This window comes from Sphingomonas kyeonggiensis (assembly GCF_014196745.1).
Lineage (GTDB): Bacteria > Pseudomonadota > Alphaproteobacteria > Sphingomonadales > Sphingomonadaceae > Sphingomonas > Sphingomonas kyeonggiensis.
Window position 1 is genome coordinate 231,563 of the sequence record NZ_JACIEH010000004.1, and the last position, 26,833, is coordinate 258,395.

The following is a 26,833-nucleotide window of genomic DNA, read 5'->3' on the forward strand; positions in this document are numbered from 1 at the left end:
CCAGCTACTGTTCTGGAGAGCGCACATCACAAGGCCGGCCCGTGGCACGGCACATGATGGCGCGCGACCCGCTCTCCATCCGATGTCGGTTGTTCTTGGCAGGTACAGCGCGCCCCCGGCGCAGCGTTGTGCCTGCGTATATACGTAATTCTACCGAAACGGCGGTATCCAAAAGGTTAACGCCTCAGGGGAGTAGCAGTCCCGCCAGTGCCGCGCTCATCAGGTTGGCGAGGCTGCCGGCGATCAGCGCGCGGACGCCGAGCTTGGCGATCATCGGCCGCTGGTTGGGCGCCAGGCTGCCGGTCGCCGCCATCTGGATCGCGATCGAGCTGAAATTGGCGAAGCCACATAGCGCAAAAGTGATGATCGCACGGGTACGCGGCGCGATATCGGTCATCGCGCCGAGATCGATGAAGGCGACGAACTCGTTGAGCACAACCTTGGTGCCGAACAGCCCGCCCGCCGCGGTCGCCTCGTGCCAGGAGATGCCGAGCAGGTACATGACCGGCGCGAAGACCGTGCCGATGATCTTCTGGAAGCTGAGATTCTGGAAGACCTGCGCCCAGGCGGCATGGCCGCTCAGCTCGTAGACCCAGTTGCCCGCGCCGGCGAGCAGGCCGTTGGCAAGCGCGACCAGCGCGACAAAGGCCAGCACCATCGCGCCGACCGCCACCGCGATCTTCACACCGGTCGACGCGCCCGAGGCCGCGGCCATGATGATGTTGGCGGCGCGCTCTTCCTCGATATCGTGCTCGGCGACCTTGATCGCCGCGTCCTCAGCATCGTCGCCGAGCGGCAGCTCACCCGCCTGCACGGGCGTGTCGGGCATCATGATCTTGGCCATCAACAGCCCGCCCGGCGCCGCCATGAACGAGGCGGCGAGGAGATAGGGCAGCGAAGCCGGGCCGAGCAGGCTGGCATAGGCGGCGAGGATGGTGCCGGCGACGCCGGCCATGCCGACGGTCATCACCGCGAAGAGCTGCGACGGGGTGAGCCGCGCCAGATAGGGGCGGATCACCAGCGGCGATTCACTCTGGCCGACGAAGATGTTCGCGGCGGCACAGAGGGACTCGACCTTGGTGGTGCCCACCACCTTCTCGATCGCGCCGCCGATCCAGCGGACCACGAACTGCATCACGCCGAGATGGTAGAGGATCGAGACCAGGGCCGCGAAGAAGATGATCACCGGCAGCGCCGCGATGGCGAAGCTCTGGCCGCCCAGTTCGGGCTTGGCGAGCGGGCCGAACAGGAAGCTGGTACCGGCGCCGGCATAGCCGAGCAGCGCCGAGACTCCGTTCGACATGCCGTGCAGCGCCGCCTGGCCCCAGCTGGTCCGCAGCACCAGCGCGGCGATGCCCGCCTGGAGGAGGAAGGCAGCGCCCACCACGCGCAGATTGATCGCGCGCTTGTTCGACGACAGCAGGAACGCGATGCCAAGGATCGCGAGCACGCCGAAGATGCCGATCGGAAACTGATTCAACTTCTACCCCCAAGGCAAACGCCCAAGCCTGTGAGCATACACGCTCGCACCCGCATGGCCAGAGGCAGCCGACTCCGTTCCCCGCAGAAGCCGCGTGACGGAAGTTCACAAAGTTCCCGACATCGCCGCGCGCGATCGCAGGCACCCGCACGCGTGGGCAAACGCTCCGCGGCCCCGCCCGGCGAAGACAGCCCGGCGAGTGATGGAAGGAACGGGATTTTCGAGATCTCGGACCCTACATAGAACAAACCAGGAACGATGTCAAGCCCAAAAGCCCCCGGGACTTGCGGTACGAACATTTCCCGCTAGCGTCCGCCCATGGACACCATTCGCATCCCGCGTTCGCTCTTCTTCCTCTCGATCTTCTATGGCGGCATGGTCTGCATCGCCGGCGTGCTGGGCAACAAGCAGGTTGCGCTCGGCCCGATCTCGCAGATCGGCAACTGGGTGGGCGTCGGCCCGCTCGCGGTGGAAGCCGGGATCTTCGCCTTCCTGTTGCTCGTCGCGGTCTCGAGCGCGGTCGCCGAGCTGCACGGGCCGGACACGGCGCGGCGGCTGGTGCTGATCGGTTTCGTGCCGCTGGTCACCTCCGTCCTGCTCTCGATGCTCGTCCTCGGCTTGCCGCCCTCCCCGAGCATGGCACCCGACCGGCTGCACGCCTTCGAGCTGATGATGAGCGGCACGCCGCGCATCTGGCTGGGCGGAATCATCGCCTATGGCATCTCGCAGATCCTCAACGTCACCATCTTCTCGGCGCTGAAGAGCGGCGGGGGCAAGCTGCTCTGGCTGCGTGCCGCGATCGCTTCGGTGCTGAGCCAGATCGCCGACACGCTGATCTTCGTCACCGTCGCATTCTATGGCGTGTTCCCGATCGGCGAACTGCTCGTCGGCCAGATGCTGAGCAAGGTGGTGCTGAGCATCGTGCTGGTGCCGGCGCTGATCTACCTGTTCGTCGCGTTCGGGCGCAGCCTGGATGGACGGCGCGGGCTGAATTGAGTTTCTGACAATTCCTCCCCCAGCTTGCTGGGGGAGGGGGACCGCTCGCGAAGCGAGTGGTGGAGGGGCGGCGGTGGAACACCGCCGGCTTCGTCGTCGGCCCCTCCACCATTGCTGTGCAATGGTCCCCCTCCCCGAGACAAGCTCGGGGAGGAATTTATCAGGGCGCCAGCCGGATCGGCTGGGCTTCGCAAAGGATCAGGGCGAACCAGTCGTTCGGGTCGGTCCATTCGCGGATCGGGGTCCAGCCGCCGGCGCGCAGCAGCTGGCGGGCGCCGTTGCGGCCATATTTGTGGCTGTTCTCGGTGTGGATCGTCTCGCCCGCCGCCATCCGGAACGGCCGGCCATCGACCGCGAACTCCATGTCGCGCACCGCCTCGAGATGCATCTCGATCCGCGCGGCATCGTCATTCCACAGGGCGACGTGGCGGAAGGCCTCCACGGGAATCGTGCCGCCCAGCTCGCGGTTGATCCGTTCGAGCAGGTTGAGATTGAACGCCGCGGTGACGCCCTGGGCATCGTCATAGGCCGGCACCAGCACCTCCGGCGCCTTGATCCGGTCCATGCCGATCAGCAGCCGCGCGCCCTCGCCCAGCCAGTCGCGCATCGCGCGCAGCAGATTGACCGCATGAAAGGCCTGCATGTTGCCGATCGTCGAGCCTGGGAAGAAACCGAGCTTGGGCATGCCGCCCACCTGCTCGGGCAGCGGCACCGGGCGGAGGAAATTAGCCTCGACCGGATAGACCGGCAGGCCCGGGAACGCCTGGCCGAGCTGCGCGGCGGACTGGCGGAGGAAATCGCCCGAAATATCGATCGGCACATAGGCGGCGGGATCGATGGCACGCAGCAGCAGCGGAGTCTTGACCGAGGAACCCGAGCCGAACTCGACCACCGCCGCGCCGCGCGCCGCCAGCGCACCGAGCTCGGGGCCGGTCTTGCGGAGCAGCTCGGTCTCGGTGCGGGTGGGGTAATATTCGGGGAGCTGGGTGATTTCCTCGAACAGCTCCGAGCCGCGGCGATCGTAGAACCAGCGCGCCGGGATGGCGCGCGGCCGTGCCTCGAGCCCGCTCAACACATCGGCACGGAAATGCGGATCGGCGAGGCTGGCCTGGCCGTCTTCGAGTTCCTGTTTCAGCATGATTCAGTGGCTTTCGTCATTCCCGCGAAAGCGGGAACCCATCTCCGATGGGTTCCGCCTGCTGCACGGGCAGGAGATGGGCCCCCGCTTTCGCGGGGGTGACGGTAAAGAGAAATCACAGGTCCTTCGCCAATCTGACGCCGGTGAACTGCCAGCGCTGATGGGGGTAGAAGAAGTTGCGGCAGCTGGCCCGCGAATGGCCACGGGGCGTGGCGCAGGACGATCCGCGCAGCACGAACTGCCCGCTCATGAACTTGCCATTATATTCGCCGACCGCGCCCTCGACCGGCCGGAAGCCGGGATAGGGCCGGAAGGCGCTGCCGGTCCATTCCCAGACATCGCCGAAAAAGGCCGGGCCGCCCGCCGACGGGCGCGGCTCGACCGGGCCGGCGGCGTCGAGCTGGTTGCCGCTTTCCGGATCGAACGCCGCAGCCGCGGCTTCCCATTCGAACTCGCTGGGCAGCCGCGCGCCGGCCCAGCTGGCATAGGCATCGGCCTCGAAGAAGCTGACATGGGTAACCGGCGCGGCGGGATCGACCGGGCGGCGGCCGTCGAACCCGAAGCGGGTCCAGACATCCCCGTCGCGGCGCCAGTAGAGCGGCGCCTCGATCCCCTCGGCCTTCACCCAGGCCCAGCCGTCCGACAGCCAGTGGCGCGGGTCGCTATAGCCGCCATCGGCGATGAAGGCGGCCCATTCGCCATTGGTCACGGTGCGATCGGCGATGGCATGCGGAGTGAGCAGTGCCTGGTGCCGCGGCCCCTCGCAGTCGAACGAAAATGTTGAATCGCTTGAATCGATTCCCGCCTGCACGAGCCCCTCGGCGCCGGTGATCCAGCCGATCGGGCCGGGCATCGCCACGGGGACCTTGGGTGCACCCTGCCAGACCGCGGGCTCGAGCGGGTTGACCGAGAAATGGTGGAGGATGTCGGTGAGCAGCAGCTCCTGGTGCTGCTCCTCATGATTGCAGCCGAGCAGGACCAGGGCCCGGGCTGCCTCGGGCAGATCGGGCAGCGCCTCGATCAGCGCGGCATCGACATGGGCGCGGTAGGCCAGCACTTCGGCGAGGCTCGGGCGCGAGAGCATGCCCCTGCGAGGACGCGCGTGGCGCTGGCCCTCCGCCTCGTAATAGCTGTTGAACAGGAAGGGCCAGCGTTCGTCGTGCAGCGCATAGCCGGGGACGTGGTCGCGCAGCACGAAGGTCTCGAAGAACCAGTTGGTGTGGGCGAGGTGCCATTTGGCCGGCGAGGCATCGTCCATCGACTGGATCGTGGCATCGGCATCGGAGAGCGGGCGGACCAGCGCCTCGCTCAGTGCGCGGGTGCGGCGGAACTTCGCGCCAAGGGCGCCGGAGGCCGGAGCGGATCCCGTTTCCGTTCGCATTATGTTCTCCTAGCGCGGCCGGCGGCGCCGGTCAACCGGGGGAGATATAGGGTCGCGGAAAGCCCCTGGTACCCCATCAGAACGTTACGTCGCCGGCTTTTGTTCACGCCTGGCCGATAGCCGGCGGCGCCGGGCCGGGAAGCTATGCCAAGGTATCGGTCAGCGCGACGCGCCGGGTATCCAGAGCACGTCCCCGGCCTCGCTCTGGTTCACCGCCCGGGCAGCGACGAACAGCAGATCGGACAGGCGGTTGAGATAGGCGAGCGGCTGGGCGCCGGCGCGCGCGGCCACCGCGGCGCGCTCGGCCCGGCGGGTAACGGCGCGGGCGAGGTGGAGCTCGGGCGCACCGGGGGCGCCGGCGGGCAGCACGAAGCTGGTCAGCGGCGCGAGGGCCGAGTTGATATGGTCGATCCGCTCCTCGAGCCATGCGACCTGGCCGGGGGTGATGCGCAGCGCGCCCTCGATCCCCGCCGGCGTGGCGAGATCGGCGCCGAGATCGAACAGGTCGTTCTGGATGTGCGCGAGCATGCCGCCGAATGCGTGATGGCCGAGCGTGGCGCGGGCGACGCCGAGCGCGCAATTCGCCTCGTCGACATCGCCGATCGCCGCCATCCGCGCATCCGCCTTGGAGACGCGCGAGCCGTCTACCAGACCGGTGGTGCCGTCGTCGCCGGTGCGGGTGTAGATCTTGTTGAGCTTGACCATGGGCGAGGGTCTACGCCGAAGGCGACGGCTTCTCAATTCCTCCCCGAGCTTGTCTCTGAGAGGGGGACCATTCGCAAAGCGAATGGTGGTGGGGCCTGCCGGGCACCGGCGCGTTGCACCGGCCCCTCCACCACCGCCTTCGGCGGCGGTCCCCTTCCCCCAGCAAGCTGGGGGAGGAATTTAGAAGGTCACGCCGCTTCGGCGATGTCGCCGCGGGCCGGGGGCAGGAAATGCTCGGGGCCGAACAGCCGGTGCGGATAGAGGAACTGGTTGGTCGCCATCGGCACCACCACGCCCTCGACCACGCCGGGCATGAAATAGTTGCCCTGATAGCAGTTGGGCTGGGTCATCTGGGTATCGCCGTGATAGGCGCTGCCGATCCCGCTATAGTTCAGGTCGGTGCCGAACACCGCGTAGAGCGCCATGTCCACGAAGTTCATGAACTCGGGCGTGCCGCGCAGATGCGTGTCCTGCGCGATCAGCGCGACCAGGTCGTCGCGCACGAAGGACAGCGCCGCGAGGTCCTTCACCACCTGGGTGAAATTATGGTCGCCGTCGTGATGGACGATCGTGCGGCGGCCGCGCTCCTCGAGCATCACGTGGCGGACATAGCTGGGCACGTCGCCATGGAAGATGCGCATGCGCCGGGCCGCCTCGGGGAAGGTGCGGCGGGTGCGCTCATAGGCGAAACGCAGATATTCGGCGGAGACGTCGACCAGGTCGAGATCGAAGTCGAACGGCTCGACGCAGCCGCCGAGATAGGCGGTGGCGCCGCCCATGAAGACGCCGACTTCGACGACGCGGTCGAACTGGCCGTTATAGTCGCGCAGGGTGCGGACGATGTCGTGATAATATTGCGGCGAGCACTGGTCCTCATAGGGAAGGCTGAGCGCGCAGACCCGTTCGGCGATGCGATCGAAGATGCGGTTCTGACCCTGGAACTCGTCCATCAGGCGCTTGGTCTGGTAGCCCGAATACATCGGGATGCCGAGCGCCGCGGCGGGATCCGCCACGTCGTGGAGCGTCTCGTCGGGCGCGATGAAGGTTCCGAAGGTCATGGGGCATCCTGGTGGTTACCCCTGAATTATAGAGCGCGCGGCGCTCAGGCGTGCTTCGAGCGGAGCAACAGCAGGCCGAAACCGATGAAGATCGTTCCCGTCATCCGGTTGAACCATTTCTTGAGCGACGGGCGCGCGAGATGGCGGGCGAGGCCGCGACCGCCCAGCGCATAGACGCCGTACCAGAAGCACTCGACCACCGCGAAGGTCAGCACCAGGATCGCGAACTGCGGCGGCTTGGGCGCGGCGGCGCTGACGAACTGGGGGAAGAAGGCGGCGGCGAAGAGCAAAGCCTTGGGATTGGAGATGCTGATCGCGAAGCCGCCGCGGAAGAGCTGGGCGGGGCTCAGCCGGCGGTCGGCGAGCGCGGCGTCGTCGGTCACGTCGAGCGGGGTCGGATCGGCGCGCCAGGCCTTGATGCCGAGCCAGACCAGATAGCCGGTGCCGAGCCAGCGCAGCACTTCGAACGCGCCCGGGATGGCGAGCAGCAGCGCGGTGAGCCCGGCGGCGGAGGCGGCGAGGATCGTCACCAGCCCGGCCAGGCAGCCGGCCATCGCCACCACCGTGCGCCGCACGCCGAAATCGACGCTGCGCTGGAGGATGTGGAGCATGTTGGGGCCGGGGGTTCCCGAAAGCAGGAACACGGCCATGACGAACAGCCACCAGGTCTGGAGAGTCATCGCGGCAACCTTGGAACGTGGGAAAAGGGCCGTGCGGCCCGGCGCGTCAGCCCTTGGCCGACATCATGATCAGGATCAGCGCGATCACCGCAATCGCAATCGCCTGGAACAGGATGCGCTGCTGCATCAGCTTCTGCGACTTGAGCGCGCGCGGACTCGGGCCGTCGCCGGTGCCTTCCAGGTCCTGGCTGGTCGTCTGCGCCATGTTCACCAGCCCCTTGATGAGGATGAACAGGGTGGCGAACATCGCCGCGAGCAGGAGGAAGGCCAGGAAGATCATGGGCGGAGCTTACGCCTGTGCCGCGGCGATGCCAACCGGCAGTTGTCCTTCGCGCAACCGGTCGGCGAGCGCGCGGCCGTCCTCTCCCGCCAGCCGCATCGCCTCGAGGCCAGGCGCGCCGTGGCGCTTGGCGAGGCGGGTGCCGTCGGGGCCGAGAAGAAGCGGGTGGTGGCGGTATTCCGGGGTCGGCAGGCCGAGCAGCGCCTGGAGCAGGCGGTGGACATGAGTGGCTGCGAACAGGTCCACCCCGCGCACGACATGGGTGATGCCCTGGGCCGCGTCGTCCATAGTGACGGCGAGGTGGTAGCTGGCCGGCGCGTCCTTGCGGGCGAGGACGACGTCGCCGGCGGAGGCTGGGTCGGCGAGGATGCGGCCGGCAAAGACGTCGTTCCAGAACAGCAAATCCTCCCCGAGCTTGTCTCGGGGAGGGGGACCGCCAGCCGCAGGCCGGTGGTGGAGGGGCGGCGGCGGGACACCGCCGTCTTCGCCGGCGGCCCCTCCACCATTCGCTGCGCGAATGGCCCCCCTCCCCGAGACAAGCTCGGGGAGGATTTTGAGGGCGCCCGTCACATCCAGCCGCCAGCAATGCGGCTTGCTCAGGTCAGGCGCCACCAGCCCCCGGCAGGTGCCCGGATAGAGCGCACCCTCCGGGCCATGCGGGGCGGTGAGGCTCGCGGCGATGTCGGCCCGGGTGCAGAAACAGGGGTAGAGCAGGCCCATCGCCCGCAGGTGATCCAGAGCCGCTTCGTACAGGTGCAGGCGTCGGGACTGGAAGGTCACCTCCCCATCCCAGGCCAAGCCCAGCCATTCGAGATCGCGCAGGGTCGCCTCGACATGCTCGGGGCGCGAGCGGGTGCCGTCGATGTCCTCGATGCGCAGCGTGAAGGTGCCGCCATGCGCCCGGGCATAGTCGTGCGCCTGGATCGCCGACCAGGCGTGCCCGAGGTGCAGGCGCCCCGTCGGGCTCGGCGCGAATCGGGTGTGGATAACCATCAAACCGGCCCTTGACCACGAGTCGCGGCATATGCTGTCATCACTGCGTCACGCTTCTCGGCGAGATGCGTGCCACCACGAACTGGGCGAGGGAGCGCATGTATCATCCCGATCTGATCCGCCATCCGGACAGCTGCCCTGCCCTTGTGCTCAATGCCGATTATACGCCCCTGAGCTATTATCCGCTGAGCATCTGGCCCTGGCAGACGGCGGTCAAGGCGCTGTTCCTCGATAGGGTGGACGTCGTCTCCTATTACGAACGCGAGGTGCGAAGTCCCAGCGCGAGGCTGAAGCTTCCTTCGGTCATCGCGCTCAAACAATATGTCAGACCTTCGCAATTCCCCGCCTTCACCCGGTTCAATCTCTTCCTTCGCGACAAGTTCGTCTGCCAATATTGCGGCAGCCACCGCGACCTCACCTTCGACCATGTCATTCCCCGCGCCCAGGGCGGGCGCACCACCTGGGAAAATGTCGCCACTGCCTGCGCGCCCTGCAACCTGAAGAAGGGCGGGCGCACGCCTCAGCAGGCCGCCATGCCCCTCTATCTCCAGCCGATACGGCCGACCAGCTGGCAGCTCCAGGAGCATGGCCGGCGCTACCCTCCCAATTATCTCCACGATACCTGGCGCGACTGGCTCTACTGGGATGTGGAGCTGCTGGCCTGATCTGCTAGCATTGTCCGGTAACGACCTGTTCCGGGGGATATAGGCATGAGCGGTTTCACCATCGACCGGCGCACGGCGCTGGCCCTGTCGCTGGGCGGCGCTAGCGCGCTGGCGTTTCCTCGGCTCGCCCTGGCGGCGGCGCTGGACGAAGCGGCGATCGATGCGATCGTCCAGCCTTTCCTGAGCGCGTTCGAGACTCCGGGCATCGCGGTCGCCGTGGTGCGGCCGGGCCTGCCCGCCTTCACCAAGGGATATGGCGTGCGCACGCTCGGCAAGCCCGCACCGGTGGACGCCCATACCCGCTTCGGCATCGCCTCGCACTCCAAGGCGTTCACCGCCGCCGCGCTGGCGCTGCTCGTCGACGAAGGCAAGCTCGGCTGGGAAGACCCGGTGGTGAAGCACCTGCCCGAGTTCCGCATGTCCGATCCCGCGGTCACCCAGATGATGACGGTGCGCGACCTTCTGGTGCATCGTTCCGGACTTCCTCTGGGCGCCGGCGACCTGATGTTCTTCCCCGCGGGCCTGCACGTCGCCGCCGATGCGCTCAAGGCGCTGCCGCACCTGAAGCCGGCGCGCGGTTTCCGGGCGGGCTATGACTACGACAACATCCTCTACATCGTCGCCGGGCTGCTGATCGAGCGCGTCAGCGGCACGCCCTGGGACAGGTTCGTCGAGACGCGGATCTTCGCGCCACTGGGCATGGCGGACGCAGTCGGATCGCGGATGTCGCTGAAGACCGACAATGTCGCCGGGCGCCATGCCCGCCTCGGGCCGCCGGTGCGCGGCATCGGCAAGCAGGAAGTGATCCAGCCCGACGAAGGCAAGATGGTCGACGCCGCCGGCGGGATCAACGCCAGCATCAGCGACATGGCCAAGTGGATCCAGGTGCAGCTGGCGCAGGGCAAGCTGCCCGACGGCAAGCAGCTCTGGTCGACCGCCCAGGCCAAGGAGATGTGGAAACCGCAGACGATCACCGCGTCGAGCGACGGCCCGACTGCGGAAAACCCGGCGCGGCCGGTGCTCGCCGCCTATGCGCTGGGCTGGTTCGTCCAGGATTACCGCGGCATGCGGATGATCCAGCACAGCGGCGGGCTCTCCGGCCAGGTGACCTATACCGGGCTGCTGCCGTCGCGCGGGATCGGCGTGTCGGTGCTGAGCAATGTCGAGGAAGGCGTCTCCGCCGCGATCCGCAACGCGATCCTCGACCGGCTGATCGACGCGCCGGCGTTCGACTGGGTGGCGAGCTACCGCACCCGGCAGAAGGCGGCACAGGACGAGGCGCTGGCGAGCGTCGAGGGCGGCGTCGACAAGGCGCCGGCCGGCGACCCCTCGCTGCCGCTGGCGGGCTATGCCGGGCGCTACCGCGATCCCTGGTACGGCGATGTCGTGGTGACGACCAAAAGCGGCAAGCTGTGGATCGACTTCACCCCGACCCCGGTGTTCAAGAGCGTGCTCGAACCCTGGGGACCCGACACCTTCCGCACCCGCTTCGCCAAGGATGCCGGCGAGGACGCCATCGTCCGCTTCCAGGTCAAGGACGGCAAGGTGACCGGCGTGACCATGGAGGCGCTCTCGCCGCTGGCCGACTTCAGCTATGATTATCAGCATCTTGCCTTCGTGCCGGTGCCGTAATCAACTGTGTTATTGTAGTAATACAGATGCTGCGTTAAAAGGGCGCCATGCGAGCGGCAGAATCGAAGATTGATGGCTGACGGCAGCGATCCGAGGAACGTCCGCTTTCCGCTGCGCCGGTCGGACGACGGGTTCGAGCCATCGCCGGACCCGGCGCCCGCGCCGAAGCCCGAGCCGCGCAACTGGCGTCCGCCTTCGATCGAGAAGCTCGGCGCGGGGCTGGGCGAGGCGATCAAACGCGTGACGCCGCAAAAGCCCGAGCCGCCGCTGGAGCTTTCGGGCGGCATGCCCGCGCCCGAGGACCAGGGCACACGCTGGCGCCGTGCCGCGCCCCCGCCTCCCCCGCCACCGATCCAGCCCGGCCATGCCGAGCCGCTGCCGGCGGGCGGCTACACCACCAATCTGCCGGTGGTGGTCAAGAAACGGAACTGGCTGCGCTGGGCGAGCTGGATCGTCGCGGGCTTCCTGATCCTGTTCTTCGTCGCGGTCGCCTGGCTCGCGCTGACCGCGCCGCTGTCCAAGTCGCTCCAGCCGCCGGCGCCACCCTCGATCACGCTCCTCTCCGCCGAGGGCAAACCGATCGCGCGGCGCGGCGCGGTGATCGCCGGCCCCGTCGATGCGAGCAAGCTGCCCGAGCATGTCCGTAACGCGTTCGTCGGCATCGAGGACCGGCGCTTCTACAGCCATTGGGGCGTCGATCCGCGCGGCATCCTGCGCGCCTTCGTCCATAATGTGACGAGCGAGGGCGGATCGCAGGGCGGCAGCACGATCACCCAGCAGCTCGCCAAGAACGCCTTCCTCAACTCGCAGCGCACCTTCGGGCGCAAGGCACAGGAAGTGCTGATCGCCTTCTGGCTGGAGGCCTGGCTGAGCAAGGACGAGATCCTCTCGCGCTACCTCTCCAACGTCTATTTCGGCGACAATGTGTACGGCCTGCGCGCCGCCGCGCGGCACTATTTCAGCGTCGAACCCGAGGCGCTGACGCTGAGCCAGGCGACGCTGTTGGCGGGGCTGGTGCAGGCGCCATCGCGGCTGGCGCCGACCGGAAACCTGAAGGGGGCACGCGAGCGGCAGAAGCTGGTGATCGCGTCGATGGTCGATGCGGGGCTGATCACCAAGGCGCGCGGACAGAGCGTGCGCCCGGCGGTGCTCAACGTCACCAAGTCCGAGGACGACCTGCCCAACGGCACCTATTTCGCCGACTGGGTGCTGCCCCAGGCGCGCGACCGGGCGGGCGGGGTCGGCACCGAGCAGACGGTGCAGACGACGCTCGAGCTCAGCGCGCAGCAGGCGGCCGAGCGTGCGGTGCGCGGTGCGGGGCTGAAGAAGTCGCAGATCGCGATCGTGGCGATGCGGCCCGACGGCCGGGTGATCGCGATGGTCGGCGGCAGGAATTACGGCGAGAGCCCGTTCAACCGCGCCACCCAGGCGCGACGCCAGCCGGGATCGACCTTCAAGCTGTTCGTCTATCTGGCGGCGCTGCGCGGCGGGATGGAGCCGGACAGCATCGTCGACGACTCCCCCGTCCAGATCGGCGACTGGAAGCCCGAGAATTCGCATGGCGACTATGCCGGGCAGATCACGCTGCGCCGTGCCTTCGCCCGCTCGTCCAACGTGGTCGCGGCGCGGCTGACCCAGAAGTTCGGCGTGCGCGCGGTGACCCAGGCTGCGCGCGACCTGGGCATCTCCACCCCGATCGGCAACGATGCCTCGATCGCGCTCGGCACCTCGACCGTCTCGCTGCTCGAGCTGACCGCCGCCTATGCCTCGGTCGCCAACGGCACCTATCCGGTGCGGCCACAGGGGCTGAGCGAGGACGAGGCGGACAGCGACTGGCTGGCCAAGCGGCTGGGCGGGCCGACCCGGTTCAACGGGCGCCAGCTCGACGATCTGCGCAGCCTGCTCGGCACGGTGGTGGAAGAAGGCACGGGCCGCGGCGCGAACCTGCCGATCCCGACCTATGGCAAGACCGGTACCACCCAGGACAATCGCGACGCGCTGTTCATCGGCTATGCGGGCGGGATCGTCTGCGGCGTCTGGCTGGGCAATGACGACAATTCGCCGAACCCCGGCCTGTCGGGCAGCGGCCTGCCGGCACGGGTGTGGCGCGACTTCATGACCCGCGCGCTCGACCTGCGCATCCCGCCGCCCGAGCCGACGGTGGAGCCCGACGGCAATGACGTGACGCTGGACGACGTGCTGAACGGCGTGGGCGACTTCATCGAGGGTACCGGCATCCAGACCCAGGTGGTGCCGCAGGGCGTCGATCCCGACGAGCAAGGCGAAGCACCGATCGATGCGCGGCCGATCGACCGCCGCCCGCGCCGCGACCAGGCACCGGACGGGCCGCCGCCGGGCGACCGCTTCCGGCCGGACGATCGGCGGGGCGAGGAGCGGTAGCAGCGAACGCTCCCCCTTGCGGAGGTTCGATCGGGCACTAGTCCTGATATCATGAACCTGTTCGTGATCGCCGGATTGCTTCTCACGCTTGTGTCCGTGATGGCGCTGGGAGCCGGCTTTGCTTCCGGCAACATGTTCCTGAGCCAAAGGCCCTGGGACCCCGCCATCGATACGAGCCGTCGCTCGGCGCCAATCACCTTCCGGGTCGTTGCGGCATCCTGGGTGCTCACGGCGACTTTCGGGATCGTCGTCATCGTCACCGCCTGGGGGAAATGATTGCCGCAGGAGGCCACGCATCGGTAACGCGCCGGCCCGACTGCTGCCCCGAGGCCGGGGTTACGGATAGGGCGAGATTCTCTCTGTTGACGCCGCGGGACACCCCCCGCATGGACCGGCCATGCGCTTCTTCTCCGACAACGCCGCCGCCGTCTGCCCCGAGGTCTTCGCCGCGCTCGGCAAGGTGAACCAGCTCGACACCGCCTATGACGGGGACAAATGGTCCAAGTCGCTCGACGGCGCCTTTTCGGACCTGTTCGGGACCGAGGTGCGTGCACTGTGGGTGCCGACCGGCACGGCGGCGAACAGCCTGGCGCTGGCGGCGCTCTGCCCGCCCTATGGCGGGGTGGTCTGCCACCGCGACGCGCACATCAATGTCGACGAATGCGGCGCGCCCGAATTCTACACGCATGGTGCCAAGCTGCTGGTCGGCGACGGCGAAGGCTCGAAGCTGACCCCCGACGCGATCCGCGCGGTGATCGACCCGATCCGGCCGGACGTCCATCAGGTCCAGCCGCATGCGATCTCGATCACCAACGCGACCGAGTACGGCCTGGCCTATACGCCCGACGAGGTCGCGGCGATCGGCGCGCTGGCCAAGGAGCGGAAGCTCGGGCTGCACATGGACGGCGCGCGCTTCGCCAATGCCGTCGCGCATCTGGGCTGCCATCCGGGCGACGTGACCTGGCGCGCCGGCGTGGATGCGCTGAGCTTCGGCTTCGTCAAGAATGGCGGGATGAGCGCCGAGATGCTGGTGTTCTTCAGGACCGAGCTGGCGGACGCGACGCTCTATCGCCGCAAGCGCGCCGGGCTGCTCTTCTCGAAGGGGCGCTATCTGGCGGCGCAGGTGCTGGCGCTGCTCGAGGACGACCTGTGGCTGCGCAACGGCCGCGCGGCCAATGCCGGGGCGGCGCTGCTCGCCCGGGCCGCGGGGGACCGTCTGGTGCATCCGGTGCAGGCCAATGAGGTGTTCCTCAAGGTCAGCGCCGCGGAAGCCGCATCGCTGCGCGCACTGGGCTTCGATTTCTATGACTGGGGTGTCGGCGAGGCGCGGCTGGTGATCAGCTGGGACCAGAGCGAGGACGCGATCCGGCCGCTGGCCGACGCGATCGCAGCGCTGTGAGGGGCCTTCTCCAATTCCTCCCCGAGCTCGCTCGGGGAGGGGGACCGCTCGCGAAGCGAGTGGTGGAGGGGCCGCCGGCGAAGACGGCGGTGTACCACCGCCCCTCCACCACCGCCCTTCGGGCGGCGGTCCCCCTCCCCCAGACAAGCTGGGGGAGGGATTGATGAGCGACGCTCCCCAGTCCACTCGCCTTTCGGTCCTGATCCCCTTCGCGATCGTCACGCTGATCTGGGGGTCGACCTGGATCGTGATCCGCGACCAGCTGTCGGTGGTGCCACCGAGCTGGTCGGTGACCTATCGCTTTACCGTCGCGGGGGTGACGATGCTCGCCTGGGCGCTGCTGCGCGGCGACGGCTTGCGGATGGACCTGCGCGGCTGGCGGTTCGCGGTGCTGCTCGGGCTCGCCCAGTTCGTGTTCAACTTCAACTTCGTCTACCGCGCCGAACAGCACATCACCTCGGGCGTGGTGGCGGTGGTCTATGCGCTGCTGCTGGTGCCCAATGCGGTGCTGGCGCGGATCTTCCTCGGCCAGAAAATGGGGCGGCAGCTGGTGATCGGCTCGGCGATCGCGATGGCGGGCGTGGCGCTGCTGTTCGTCCACGAGGCGCGGCTGAGCCCGGTCGGGCCGCACGCCGCGATGCTCGGCATCGGCATCGCGATGCTGGGGGTGCTGTCGGCCTCGACCGCCAATGTCATGCAGGCGACGAACACCGCCAAGGCCTATCCGATGGCGACCGCGCTCGGCTGGGCGATGCTGAGCGGCGCCGCGATCGATGCGGCCTTCGCCTATGCCACGGTCGGCGCGCCGGTGTTCGATCCGCGGCCGAGCTATGGCCTCGGCATCCTCTATCTGGGCGTGCTCGGATCGGCGCTGACCTTCAGCATCTATTTCAAGCTGATCCGCACGATCGGCCCGGCCAAGGCGGCGTACACCAGCGTGCTGATCCCGGTGATCGCGATGGTCTTCTCGACGGTGTTCGAAGGCTATCGCTGGTCGTGGCTGGCGGCGGGCGGCGCGGTGCTGGTCGTCGCGGGGCTCGTGGTGGCGCTGAGGGCGCGCAGGCCGAACCGGTAATCCGGGTAGCGCGGCGCCCAGCCCAGCACGCGCTTCGCCTTGCCGTTCGCGACGCGGCGATTCTCGGCATAGAAGGCCCGGGCCTGGGGGCTGAGGTTCGCCTGCTCGAGCGGCACCAGCCGGGGCACCGGGAGACCGAGCAGCGCACAGCCATAGGCTATGACGTCGCTCTGCGGGGCGGGCAGGTCGTCGGCGAAGTTGTAGGCGCCGGGCGGACCGTCGAACCCTGCGATCACGCCGCTGACGATGTCGTCGACATGGACGCGGCTGAACACCTGGCCGGGCACATCGATCCGGGCAGCAGCACCTGCACGGATACGATCGAGCGGGGAGCGGCCGGGGCCGTAGATTCCGGGCAGGCGGAAGACGCGGGCGTTCGGCAAGGCGAGCCAGGCGGCATCGGCTTGCGCGCGGGCGGTGCGGCGGCCGGTGCCGGTGGGCGCGCGCTCATCGACCCAGGCACCGGCGACATCGCCATAGATTCCGGTCGAGGAGAGATAGCCGATCCAGGCGCCCGAGGCAGCGATGTCCTTGCCGTACGCGGCGAGGACGGGGTCGTCGTCACCGGGCGGGACGGTGGACAGGATGTGGGTGGCGCGGGCGATGTCGTCCGCGCGGTCGGCGAAGGTTTCGCGGGTGACGGTGGCGATTTCCGCCTGGCCGGCGAGGCGGGCGATCAGGCGGGTGGCGGTGTAGCCCGGGCCGAAGATCAGGAGATGCATTCTCTAAAATCCTCCCCGAGCTTGTCTCGGGGAGGGGAACCATCGCGCAGCGATGGTGGAGGGGCCGGCGCAACGCGCCGGTGCCCGGCGCGCCCCTCCACCACCGCCTTCGGCGGCGGTCCCCCTCCCCCAGCAAGCTGGGGGAGGATTTAAATGGTCACTCCGCCCCATAGCCCCCGAACTGCACCCCGAAGAAATCGCCCTTGTTCCAGCGCGGGCGCTCCGGGACGTCGGTGAGGGTGCGGGCGATGGCATAGTTCAGCCGCATGTACTTCGCCGCCGAGTTCCAGTCGAACGGCAGGTCGATCTGGTCCGAGGGCTTGTGGTAATTCTCGGCGAGGAACTTCTTCTGCGCCTCGGCACCCTGGCCGCCGGGGCCGGTATCGAGCGACACCGCCGGCACGCCCGACTTGACGAAGCTGTAGTGATCCGAGCGGACGAAGAACATTTCCTCGGGGCTCGGGTCGGGCACGACCTTGAGCCCCTCGGTCGCCGCAGCCGCCTCGATCACCGGGCCGAGGCTCGAACGCTCGCCGCCCAGCGCGACCACGTCCACCAGCGGATAGGTGAGGATCGGCATGTCCATGTTGACGTCGGCGACCAGCTTGTCCTTGGGCACCGGTGGGTAATGCGCGAAATAGTCGGAGCCGAGCAGCCCCTTCTCCTCCGCCGCCAGCGCGATGAACAGCATCGAGCGCTTGGGCTTCTCGCCCGAGGCGATGAACTTGCGGGCCACCTCGAGCATCGTCGAGACGCCGACCGCATTGTCCATCGCGCCGTTGTAGATGCGATCGCCATTCACCGGATCGCCCACGCCGACATGGTCGAGATGCGCGGAGAGGACGACATATTCGGCCTTGAGCGTGGGATCGCTGCCTGGGATCAGCCCGACCACGTTGCGCGTCGACTGGGTGACCAGCCGCGTCTTGCTCGCCACCTTGAGGATGCCCGGCAGCGCGCCGGTGGGGATCTTTGTCGCCTTGCGCTGGGCGGCGAGCACGTCCTGCCACTTGATCTTCGCGCCCTGGAACAGTTTCTCGGCGCCGACCGGGCCGACATAGCCGACCGGCGGCGCGCCGGCCGCGGTGGCGAAGGCGGTGCCGTCGGGACGGGCCCAGGTGGTACGCTCATAGTCGTAATAGGGGACGATCGCCTCGAACGGGAATTGCTCGCGCTGGGCGAGCGATTCCAGCACGATCACCGCGACCGCGCCCTTCTTCTGCGCGATCGCCGCCTTCTGCTCGTCATCGCTGAAATGCGCCTCGACCGCATCGGGCAGGCCCTTGGGCACGCCGGGCAGGATCGCGACGATCTTGCCGCGCACGTCGAGCCCCTTGTAGTCGTCGCGCTTGCCCTCGGGATAGACCAGGCCATAGCCGGCGAAGACGATGCCGGCCTCGGCCTTGAAGTCGGGCGTGGCGGGCGCCGGCGTGTTGACGAAATCGATGCCGAACTGGAGCGGGATCTCGCTGCCGCCGCGCACCAGGCTCCACTTGGCCTTCTCGGCCGGCTTGTAGGCGACCAGCTTGAACGGCTGGAACCAGCTTCCCGCCACGCCCGGCTGCAGCCCGATCGCGAGCATCTGCGCCGCGACATATTCGGCCGCCACGTCATAGTCGCGCGTTCCTGCCTCGCGTCCGCGCATCGCGTCGGAGGCGAGGAACTGGACATGGCTCTTCAGCGCCGCCTGTTCGGGCGGGAGCTGCGCGGCCAGCGCGGCCGTCTGGGCCTGGGCAAGCGGCGCGGCGAGCAATGCCGCGGCGGCGAGAAGGAAGCGGTTGAGTTTCACTTTGCAGCGGGTCCCTGGGCCATCGGCCCCTTATAGAGCGTGCCGAAGAAATCGCCCTTGTTCCACACCGGCTTTTCCTCGGCATCGGCGAGCGCGCGGGCAATCGCATAGTTGAGGCCGACGAAGCGCAGCCCCTGCTTCCAGTCGATCAGCCCGATCTCGTCCGAGGGCTGGTGGTAATGCTTGTCGAGGAACTCCCTGGTCGCCGCCGCACCGGGTCCGCCCGGGCCGAGATCGAGCGAGACCGAAGGGATGCCGGCCTTGACGAAACTGTAGTGATCCGAGCGGACGAACGAGGCTTCCTCGGGCGCGGGATCGGGGACGAGCTTCACCCCTTCGGCCGCCGCCGCCGTCTCGACGATCCTGCCGACCGTGCTGCGATCCGCGCCATAGGCGACGAGGTCGACGAAATCATAGGTGAGGATCGGCATGTCGAGATTGACGTCGGCGACGATCGATCCCTTGGGCACCGTCGGGTTGGCGGCGAAGTAATCGGAGCCGACCAGCCCCTGTTCCTCCGCCGTAACGGCGACGAACAGGATCGAGCGGCGCGGCGCCTTGCCCGCGGCCTGAAAACGCCGGGCGACCTCGAGCATCGCGGCGGTGCCGACGGCATTGTCCATCGCGCCGTTATAGATCGTGTCGCCCTTCGCATCGGGCTTGCCGACGCCGACATGATCGAGATGGGCCGAGATCACGACATATTCGCCGGCCTTGTCGGTGCCCGGCAGCACGCCGGCGACATTGTTGGCGGTGAGGGTGCGGACATCGGTGTTGGACGCGCCGGTGACGGTCACGCCGAGCGCGCCCGTGGGCAGCTTGCGGTCCGTCTTGTCGGCGGCGAGCACTTCGTCCCACTTGATCCTGGTGCCCGCGAACAGCTTGGCCGCCCCTTCGTAGCTCAGATAGGCGAAGGCCGGTGCGGCGGCGCCGTCAGAAGCGCCCTGCCAGTGCATCGCGCTGGTCTGCCAATTGGGCACGGTGCGCGCGAACGAATAGCCCGTACGACGGGAGACGCCCTCGATCAGGATCACACCGATTGCGCCATGCGCCGCGGCGGTGCGCGACTGCTCGATCGGGATGCCGAGATGCGCGCGGATGTCGCTGGGGCCGGAATGCGGCGCATCGCGTACCACCGCGACGATCGCGCCCCTGGCGTTCAGCCCCTTATACTCGCCCTCGGTGCCGTAGCCGGCGAACACAACCGGCGCCGACGCGGTGAACTTCGGGTTCGAAGGCACCGCCCGGGTGATATAGTCCTTGCCCCATTCGAGCGGGGTTTCCGCGCCGCCGCGCCTTAGGACCAGGCTGCCATGATCGGCGGGCTTGTAATCGATCAGCGGCACCGGCTGGAACCAGGTGCCATCCACCCCCGCCGGCTTCAGCCCCGCCGCGAGCATCTGCGCCGCGACATATTGCTCGGCGATGGTCAGCTCGGGGCTGCCGGTGTCGCGGCCCTTCATCGCATCGGAGGCGAGGAACTGGACATGCGCCTTGAGCGCCGCCGCGTCCTTGCCCAGGTCCTGGGCGAAGGCCGGAGTCGCCGCGAGCAGCGCGCTCGCGGCGAGAAGCAGGTGCCGCTTCATCCTACTTGGCGCCCGGGCCGTCATAGGCGAGGCCGAAGAAATCGCCCTTGTTCCACACCGGCCGCTGGTCGCCATCGGCGATCTCGCGGGCGATCCGGTAGTTCACATCGACGAAGCGCACGCCCGATTCCCAGTCGATCGCCGGCAGCTGGCCGACCTCGTCAGAGGGCTGGTGATAATGGTTCTTCATGAAGTCATCGATCGCCGCGCGGCCCGGGCCGCCGGCACCCGGCCACAGGAAGACCGAAGGCACGCCCTTGCGGACGAAGTTGTAGTGATCCGAGCGGACGAAGATGTTCTCGCCGGGCAGCGGATCGTCCGACAGCGGCACGCCGATCGCCTTGCCGGCGCGCTCGACGATCGGGCCGAGCGTCGAGTGGCTGGCGCCGTACACGACCACGTCCTGGAACTTGTAGGTGATGATCGGCATGTCGAGATTGACGTCGGCGACGATGCTCGACAGCGGCACGGTGGGGTTGTTGGCGAAATAGTCCGAGCCGACCAGGCCCTTCTCCTCGGCGGTGACCGCGAGGAACAGCACCGAGCGGCGCGGCTTCGTCCCCGCCGTCTTGAAGCGCTTGGCCTCCTCGATCAGCGAGGCGATGCCGACCGCGTCGTCGAGCGCGCCATTGTTGATCGTGTCACCGGTCTTGTCCGGGCGGCCGACGCCGATGTGATCGAGATGGGCGGAAAGGACGACGATCTCCTTCGAGAGCGTCGGGTCGCTGCCGGGGATCAGGCCGGCGACGTTGTAGCTCTGCACCGGGGTGAGCGCGGTCTTGGCGGCGACGGTGACGGTCACCGGCAGCGCCTCGGCCTTGAACACCGCATTGTCGGCTTCGGCCGCCTTGGCGATGTCGGCCCATTTCTGCTTCGCGCCGGCGAACAGCTTCTCGGCGCCGACCAGGCTGACCGTGCCGGCCGAGGGCGTGCCCGGCGCGGCGATATGGCCGGTGCCGTTGGAATTGCCCCAGGTGAAGCGCGGACGCGTCACGGCATTGGCGTAGAAGCTGAAGGGACGCTGCTTGGCGGTGCGCGGCGATTCGAGCGTGATCGTGGCGACCGCGCCGTGCCTGGCGGCGATCTCCGACTTGGATGCCGGGTTGGAGAAATGCGCGGCGACCTCGCCGGGGAAGCTCTCGGGCGCGCCGCTGAAATAGGCGACGATCTTACCCTTCACATTGACGCCCTTATAGTCGTCACGACCCTGGCCGACGATGCCGTAGCCGACGAACACCACCGGTGCGGTGACGGTGTAATTGGGCGTCTCCGGGTTGGCCGAGGAGACGAAGTCCTTGCCGAATTCGAGCGTGACCGGCGCGCCGCCCTTGCGGGTGAGCGACAGGGTGCCGGGACCGTCGAGCTTGGCGCTGATCAGCGGCACGCTCTGCAAATAGCCGCCATTGTCGCCGGCGGGCTTGAGGCCGGCGGCATAGAATTGCGAGGCGACGTACTGGGCGGCGATGTTGAACTCGTCGCTGCCCGCCTCGCGGCCCTTGAGCGCGTCCGAGGCGAGGAACATCACATGGCTCTTGAGCGCGGCCTGGTCGGCCGGCAGCTCGGCATTGATGATCGCGTTGCGCTCGGCGGCACTGGGCGTAGCCGGGGCGGCGGCGGGCGCCGCGGTCTGGGCATAAGCGGGCATGGCCAGCATCAGCGCGAGGGCGAGCGGCGTGGTGGTGCGGATCATGTGGGGAACCTCTCGGGCGTAACTCGGTATATCGCTTCGGTAGCACGGCTTGACGCAGGCGCAAGCGGACAGATTTTCGTGGTGGCGGGCGGGATACTTGCCCCTATATCCGAGGGATCATGGCAGACGCACGCATCGCATCGCAAACCCCGCAAGTTATTCGCCGCGAGGACTATCGCGCGCCCGACTGGCTTGTTCCCGAGATCGCGCTCGACTTCGACCTCGATCCCACTGCGACCAGGGTGCGTGCGGTGCTCAAGGTCGAGCGCAACGGCACGCATGACCGGGCGCTGGTGCTGAACGGCGACGGGCTGGCGGCGGAGGCGGTGCTGGTCGACGGCGTCGAGGCGCAGGGCTGGACGATGGACGGACCCGACCTGGTGATCCCGCTGACCGGCACGGCGCACGAGATCGAGACGGTCGTGACGATCGCGCCCGAGCGCAACACCCAGCTGCAGGGGCTCTATGCCTCGTCGGGCATGCTCTGCACCCAGTGCGAGGCCGAGGGCTTCCGCCGCATCACCTTCTTCCCGGACCGGCCGGACGTGCTGTCCAGGTACAAGGTAAAGATGGCGGGCGACAAGGCGCGCTTCCCGGTGCTTCTGGCGAACGGCGATCCGATCGCGCAGGGCGATGCCGGGGATGGCCGCCAGTGGGCCGAGTGGCACGACCCCTTCCCCAAGCCGAGCTATCTGTTCGCGCTGGTCGCCGGCGACCTGGTGGCGAACAAGGGCCAGTTCACCACGATGAGCGGCCGCAGCGTAGATCTCGGCATCTGGGTGCGCGAAGCCGACCTGCCCAAGACCGACCACGCGCTGCATGCGCTGAAGCTGTCGATGGCCTGGGACGAGAGCGTCTATGGCCGCGAATATGATCTCGACGTGTTCAACATCGTCGCGGTGGACGACTTCAATTTCGGCGCAATGGAGAACAAGGGGCTGAACGTCTTCAACAGCCGCTACATCCTCGCCGATCCCGACACCGCCACCGACTACGACTATGACGCGATCGCCGCGGTGGTGGCGCACGAATATTTCCACAACTGGTCGGGCAATCGCGTGACCTGCCGCGACTGGTTCCAGCTCTCGCTCAAGGAAGGCTTCACCGTCTTCCGCGACCAGAGCTTCTCGGGCGACCAGGGCAGCAAGGCCGTCAAGCGGATCGAGGACGTGCGCGGGCTGCGTGCCTCGCAATTCCCGGAGGATTCCGGTCCGCTCGCCCATCCGGTGCGCCCGGACGAATATATCGAGATCTCGAACTTCTACACGGCGACCATCTACAACAAGGGCGCCGAAGTGATCCGGATGATGTCGACCATCCTGGGTCCGCAGAAGTTCCGCGCGGCGACCGACCTGTATTTCGACAAGTTCGACGGCACCGCGGCCACCTGCGAGGATTTCGTGCGCTGCATGGAAGAGGCCGGCGGCGTCGATCTCACCCAGTTCCGCCGCTGGTACAGCCAGGCGGGCACGCCGCGCGTCTCGGCCAACCTGACCCAGGAAGGCGGGCGCGCGCGCCTGAAGCTCGCGCAGAGCGTGCCGCCGACGCCGGGCCAGCCGGTCAAGGAACCGATGGTGCTGCCGCTCAAGGTCAAGCTGTTCGGCGGCATCACCGGCCGGCCGATGTGCGACGAGCAGCTGGTGCTTTTGAAGGACGCGGCGCAGGAGATCGTGTTCGAGAACCTGTCCGAAACGCCGGTGCTGTCGATCAACCGCGGCTTCTCCGCGCCGGTGATCGTCGAGACCAACCGCACGGCGAAGGACCTCGCCTTCCTCTCGGCGCATGACGACGATCCCTTCGCCCGCTACGAGGCGATGCAGCAGCTGATGCTCGACACGCTCGTCGCCGCGGTGACCAGCGGCAAGGGCCAGCACGACGCGGTGATCGAGGCGGTACGCAATACGCTGGCGGACAGCGCGCTCGACAAGGCGTTCGTCGGCGAAGCGGTGCTGCTGCCCTCGGACAGCTTCATCGGCGACCAGATGGGCGTGGTCGATCCCGACGCGATCTTCGCGGCGCGGGAAGCCCTGCGCGCGGAACTGGGCAAGGCGCTCGAAGGCGAATGGCGCGCGGCCTATGACGGGGCGCAGGCCAACCGGTTCGAATATTCGCCCGCGGCCAAGGGCGCGCGGCGCCTGAAGAACGTCGCACTGGGCTATATCGCGGCAAGCGGCGCGGACGATGCCGCGGCGCTCGCCTTCGGCCAGTTCGAGGCGGCGGACAACATGACCGATCGCCAGGGCGCGCTGAGCACCCTGGTCAACGGCACGTCGGACAGGCGCGAGGCGGCGCTCTCGGCCTTCTACCAGCGCTATCAGGGCAATGCGCTGGTGCTCGACAAATGGTTCCAGACCCAGGCGCTGTCGGCGCGCGAGGATACCGCCCGGGCGGTGGAAGCGCTCGCGAGCCACCCGGACTTCACCCTGGCCAACCCGAACCGCGCCCGGGCGCTGATCGGAGCGTTCAGCGTCAACCAGCGGGCGTTCCACGACATCTCCGGCCGCGGCTATCGCTTCGTCGCCGACCAGCTGATCGCGCTGGACCGCCTGAACCCGCAGACCGCCGCCAAGCTGGTGCCGCCGCTCGGCCGCTGGAAGCGGTTCGACGCCGGCCGCGCGGCCAAGATGCGCGCCGAGCTCGAGCGGATCGTCGCGACGCCGGGGCTGAGCAAGGACATGTTCGAGCAGGCGTCGAAGTCGCTCGACTGAGCGTCATCGAACCGATCGTCATCCCGGCGAAAGCCGGGATCTCGGGCGGCTCCATTCCCGCCATCGCCTGAGATCCCGACTTTCGTCGGGATGACGGACTTGGCTTTGATCGCAAGGCGCAGGAAGTAGTTGGTGGCCAACCGGCCCATATCGGCAGGGCAAGGAGAAACCCGATGACCCTGTCGACCAAGACCATCGCCTCGCCCGTCGGCGACCTCACCCTCGTCGCCAGCGACAAGGGGCTCGTCGCGATCCTGTGGGAGAATGATTCGCCCGACCGGGTGAAGCTCGGCGCCGTCGAGGAGGATGCCGGGCACCCGGTGCTCGAAGCCACCGAGGACCAGCTGCGCGAGTATTTTGCCGGGACGCGTACCCGCTTCGACCTGCCGCTCGATTTCCGCGGCACCGATTTCCAGAAGTCGGTCTGGGCCGAGCTGCTCGCAATCCCGTTCGGCGAGACGCGCTCGTACGGCGAGATCGCGATGAAGCTGGGGCGCCCCACGGCTTCGCGCGCGGTGGGCGCCGCCAATGGCCGCAACCCGATCTCGATCGTCGCGCCGTGCCACCGGGTGATCGGGTCGACCGGCAAGCTCACCGGGTTCGCCGGAGGGCTGGCGGCGAAGGAATATCTGCTGGGGCTGGAGCGGGGCTGAACGTAGAATTCCTACCCGAGCTTGTCTCGGGGAGGGGGACCATTCGCGCAGCGAATGGTGGAGGGGCCAGCACAGGAGCGGCGGCGAAGACCGCCGCGCCCCTCCACCCCGACGCTTCGCGTCGCGGTCCCCCTCCCCCAGCAAGCTGGGGGAGGAATTTGAACTAGGCCATCACGTTCCGGCCGCGGGTCACCACCACGGTATGCCCCACGCTGGCCTTGAGCGTGCGCTGGGTGATCGTGTCCATCATCACCCAGTCGTTGCTCGCCTTTTCCGGCGTGAGCGTCAGCGCCATGTAGCCGCGACGGCTGGTGTCGCACCACTTCAACTCGGGGCTGGCGGCGACGAGCGCGGCGGCTACCACCTTCGGATCGGCGCCCGTAGCCTGCTCATAGCCCGGCGAGGAAACGCTGTGCCCGGCGAACTCGACGCCGGCGGGCTTGCCGTCCTGGCCCAGGTCGAACGCCCAGGCATTGTGGCTGTCGCCGCACAGCACGAGGAGGTTGGCGCCGGCCGCCTGGGCGGACTTGAGGAAGCGGGCGCGCGCCGCGGGGAAGCCGCCCCAATTGTCGAGATCCGAGGGGATGCCGAGCTTGCTCGCCATCACGCCCGCCTGGACATAGGCCTTGGTGCGCGCCGAGGCATCGGGCTTGAGCCAGTCCATCGCCTGGACAGGAATGTTCTGCTTGCCCATGATCGTGCCGAAATTGACCAGCTGCCACTTCTGGCCCGAACGAGTCGACTTCTTCAGCGCATGGCCGAGCCAGGCCTCCTGCTCGGTGCCGAGCATGGTGCGGGCCGGATCCTGCAGCGCGCCGTCGCGGAAGGCGACCAGCGCCTTCTGCGCATCGGCCGAGGCGAAGAGCGGGGCGAGCTCGGGCTCGTCGCTGCGATAGAGGAGCCGGCTCTCGGTACGGAACAGGGTAGCCAGCGTGCCGACATCGTAGCTGCTCCAGGGCGTCTCCGAGACCGGCATCCATTCCTTGTAGGCCTGGAGCGCGGCGGCGCGGCGATCGTTCCAGTCGGCCTCGCCCGGCTGGTTGTTCTGCGCGCTCATCTCGCGGCTGTTGTTGGCGCTCTCGTGATCGTCCATCTGCGCGAGCATCGGCTTGACCCGGTGCAGCTCCTGCAGGTCCGGATCGCTGCGATAGCTGGCATAGCGCAGGCGATAATCGGCGAGGTGGATGATCTCGCCCGCCGGCTCGGGCACGCGGCCGCCGACCGGGCCGCTTTCGGGCGCATAGCCGCCGGCGGCATATTCGTAGAGATAGTCGCCGAGGTGCAGCCACAGGTCGATGTCGCCCCGCGCCGCGGCATGGCCATAGGCGTTGAAATAGCCATAGGGCATGTTCGAGCAGGAGAAGATCGCGATGCCGTACTTGCCGACATTGCCAACGGGCAACGTCTTCGTCCGGCCGACCGGCGAGAAGCTGCCGTCGGGTGCCACGAAGCGGTAGAAATAGCTGGTGCCGGGTTCGAGCCCCTCGACGGTGATCTTGGCGGTGTGATCGCGCCACGGGCCGGTGATCTGCTCACCGCCCGAGACGATCCTGGCGAAATCCTCGGTCTTCGAGACCTCGGCCTTCACCTTCACCGCACCGCGATCGGCGGGGACGTAGCGCGTCCACAGCAGCATCGTGTCCGGACCCGGCTCGCCGCTGGCGACCGAATGGGTGAAGCCTCTGGCCAGCGCCTGCGCGAAGGAGAAGCCCGGAATGGCGAGCGCGCCGAGGCCGAGCGTGCCGGTGAGGATGAGCGAGCGGCGATCGATGCGCAGTGTCATTTCGAGGCATTCCCAAGCTA

Annotated in this window: 22 protein-coding genes; 9 read left to right on the forward strand and 13 right to left on the reverse strand. The window is 68.0% G+C overall.

What is annotated here, in order from left to right; all coding sequences use genetic code 11:
- Positions 1-184 precede the first annotated feature (184 nt).
- On the reverse strand, positions 185-1,480 hold the full coding sequence (locus GGR46_RS22640; RefSeq protein WP_184000335.1) for a NupC/NupG family nucleoside CNT transporter: 1,296 nt from the start codon (positions 1,478-1,480) through the stop codon (positions 185-187).
- A 318-nt stretch (positions 1,481-1,798) separates the two neighbouring features.
- Between GGR46_RS22640 and GGR46_RS22645 the strand changes: the two genes are divergently transcribed.
- Positions 1,799-2,476, forward strand: coding sequence for a queuosine precursor transporter (locus tag GGR46_RS22645; RefSeq protein WP_184000336.1), 678 nt, complete (start codon positions 1,799-1,801; stop codon positions 2,474-2,476).
- Positions 2,477-2,636: 160 nt separating this feature from the next.
- Here the strand turns inward: GGR46_RS22645 and egtD are convergent, their stop codons facing one another.
- The 7 genes from egtD to GGR46_RS22680 form a co-directional block, all read right to left on the reverse strand.
- A complete protein-coding gene (gene egtD, locus GGR46_RS22650; protein ID WP_184000337.1) occupies positions 2,637-3,614 on the reverse strand; it encodes an L-histidine N(alpha)-methyltransferase in 978 nt (325 codons plus the stop codon).
- A gap of 115 nt (positions 3,615-3,729) precedes the next feature.
- Positions 3,730-4,995, reverse strand: a complete 1,266-nt coding sequence (egtB, locus tag GGR46_RS22655; RefSeq protein ID WP_184000338.1) for an ergothioneine biosynthesis protein EgtB — start codon at positions 4,993-4,995, stop codon at positions 3,730-3,732.
- 159 nt (positions 4,996-5,154) lie between these two features.
- Positions 5,155-5,700, reverse strand: coding sequence for a cob(I)yrinic acid a,c-diamide adenosyltransferase (locus tag GGR46_RS22660; RefSeq protein ID WP_184000339.1), 546 nt, complete (start codon positions 5,698-5,700; stop codon positions 5,155-5,157).
- 188 nt (positions 5,701-5,888) lie between these two features.
- A complete protein-coding gene (locus GGR46_RS22665) occupies positions 5,889-6,758 on the reverse strand; it encodes a class I SAM-dependent methyltransferase (RefSeq protein ID WP_184000340.1) in 870 nt (289 codons plus the stop codon).
- A gap of 44 nt (positions 6,759-6,802) precedes the next feature.
- Complete coding sequence (locus GGR46_RS22670) at positions 6,803-7,438, reverse strand: LysE family translocator (protein ID WP_184000341.1); 636 nt, start codon at positions 7,436-7,438, stop codon at positions 6,803-6,805.
- A gap of 46 nt (positions 7,439-7,484) precedes the next feature.
- Positions 7,485-7,718, reverse strand: coding sequence for a twin transmembrane helix small protein (locus GGR46_RS22675; RefSeq protein WP_184000342.1), 234 nt, complete (start codon positions 7,716-7,718; stop codon positions 7,485-7,487).
- A 9-nt stretch (positions 7,719-7,727) separates the two neighbouring features.
- On the reverse strand, positions 7,728-8,711 hold the full coding sequence (locus tag GGR46_RS22680; protein ID WP_184000343.1) for a glutamyl-Q tRNA(Asp) synthetase: 984 nt from the start codon (positions 8,709-8,711) through the stop codon (positions 7,728-7,730).
- A gap of 98 nt (positions 8,712-8,809) precedes the next feature.
- Between GGR46_RS22680 and GGR46_RS22685 the strand changes: the two genes are divergently transcribed.
- The 6 genes from GGR46_RS22685 to GGR46_RS22710 all read left to right on the forward strand — a co-directional run bounded on the left by GGR46_RS22685 (position 8,810) and on the right by GGR46_RS22710 (position 15,882).
- The gene (locus GGR46_RS22685) at positions 8,810-9,376 is read left to right on the forward strand and encodes an HNH endonuclease (RefSeq protein WP_184000344.1); all 567 of its coding nucleotides are present in this window, start codon (positions 8,810-8,812) and stop codon (positions 9,374-9,376) included.
- 45 nt (positions 9,377-9,421) lie between these two features.
- A complete protein-coding gene (locus GGR46_RS22690; RefSeq protein ID WP_184000345.1) occupies positions 9,422-11,008 on the forward strand; it encodes a serine hydrolase in 1,587 nt (528 codons plus the stop codon).
- A gap of 72 nt (positions 11,009-11,080) precedes the next feature.
- Positions 11,081-13,408 carry a transglycosylase domain-containing protein gene (locus GGR46_RS22695; RefSeq protein ID WP_246426311.1) on the forward strand — a complete coding sequence of 776 codons (2,328 nt, stop codon included), beginning with the start codon at positions 11,081-11,083 and terminating at the stop codon, positions 13,406-13,408.
- A gap of 51 nt (positions 13,409-13,459) precedes the next feature.
- A complete protein-coding gene (locus GGR46_RS22700) occupies positions 13,460-13,684 on the forward strand; it encodes a hypothetical protein (RefSeq protein WP_184000346.1) in 225 nt (74 codons plus the stop codon).
- 121 nt (positions 13,685-13,805) lie between these two features.
- On the forward strand, positions 13,806-14,807 hold the full coding sequence (locus tag GGR46_RS22705) for a threonine aldolase family protein (protein WP_184000347.1): 1,002 nt from the start codon (positions 13,806-13,808) through the stop codon (positions 14,805-14,807).
- A 163-nt stretch (positions 14,808-14,970) separates the two neighbouring features.
- Positions 14,971-15,882 (forward strand): DMT family transporter, encoded by a 912-nt coding sequence (locus GGR46_RS22710; RefSeq protein WP_184000348.1) that lies wholly within the window; start codon positions 14,971-14,973, stop codon positions 15,880-15,882.
- On the opposite strand, the gene GGR46_RS22715 is transcribed toward GGR46_RS22710, so the two are convergent.
- From GGR46_RS22715 to GGR46_RS22730, 4 genes are all read right to left on the reverse strand, one after another.
- Positions 15,792-16,604, reverse strand: coding sequence for a Rossmann-fold NAD(P)-binding domain-containing protein (locus GGR46_RS22715; protein WP_184000349.1), 813 nt, complete (start codon positions 16,602-16,604; stop codon positions 15,792-15,794). The genes GGR46_RS22710 and GGR46_RS22715 overlap by 91 nt on opposite strands.
- 157 nt (positions 16,605-16,761) lie before the next feature.
- Positions 16,762-18,393 carry a M28 family metallopeptidase gene (locus GGR46_RS22720; protein ID WP_343058314.1) on the reverse strand — a complete coding sequence of 544 codons (1,632 nt, stop codon included), beginning with the start codon at positions 18,391-18,393 and terminating at the stop codon, positions 16,762-16,764.
- Positions 18,390-19,979, reverse strand: coding sequence for a M20/M25/M40 family metallo-hydrolase (locus GGR46_RS22725; RefSeq protein WP_184000350.1), 1,590 nt, complete (start codon positions 19,977-19,979; stop codon positions 18,390-18,392). The genes GGR46_RS22720 and GGR46_RS22725 overlap by 4 nt, the downstream gene beginning before the upstream one ends.
- 1 nt (position 19,980) lies before the next feature.
- Positions 19,981-21,669, reverse strand: a complete 1,689-nt coding sequence (locus tag GGR46_RS22730) for a M28 family metallopeptidase (RefSeq protein ID WP_184000351.1) — start codon at positions 21,667-21,669, stop codon at positions 19,981-19,983.
- Between the two features lie 119 nt (positions 21,670-21,788).
- Between GGR46_RS22730 and pepN the strand changes: the two genes are divergently transcribed.
- Both pepN and GGR46_RS22740 read left to right on the forward strand, forming a co-directional pair.
- Positions 21,789-24,377 (forward strand): aminopeptidase N, encoded by a 2,589-nt coding sequence (gene pepN / locus GGR46_RS22735; protein WP_184000352.1) that lies wholly within the window; start codon positions 21,789-21,791, stop codon positions 24,375-24,377.
- Positions 24,378-24,550: 173 nt separating this feature from the next.
- A complete protein-coding gene (locus GGR46_RS22740) occupies positions 24,551-25,030 on the forward strand; it encodes a methylated-DNA--[protein]-cysteine S-methyltransferase (RefSeq protein WP_184000353.1) in 480 nt (159 codons plus the stop codon).
- A 163-nt stretch (positions 25,031-25,193) separates the two neighbouring features.
- Here the strand turns inward: GGR46_RS22740 and GGR46_RS22745 are convergent, their stop codons facing one another.
- The gene (locus tag GGR46_RS22745; RefSeq protein ID WP_184000354.1) at positions 25,194-26,813 is read right to left on the reverse strand and encodes an alkaline phosphatase D family protein; all 1,620 of its coding nucleotides are present in this window, start codon (positions 26,811-26,813) and stop codon (positions 25,194-25,196) included.
- Positions 26,814-26,833: the final 20 nt, after the last annotated feature.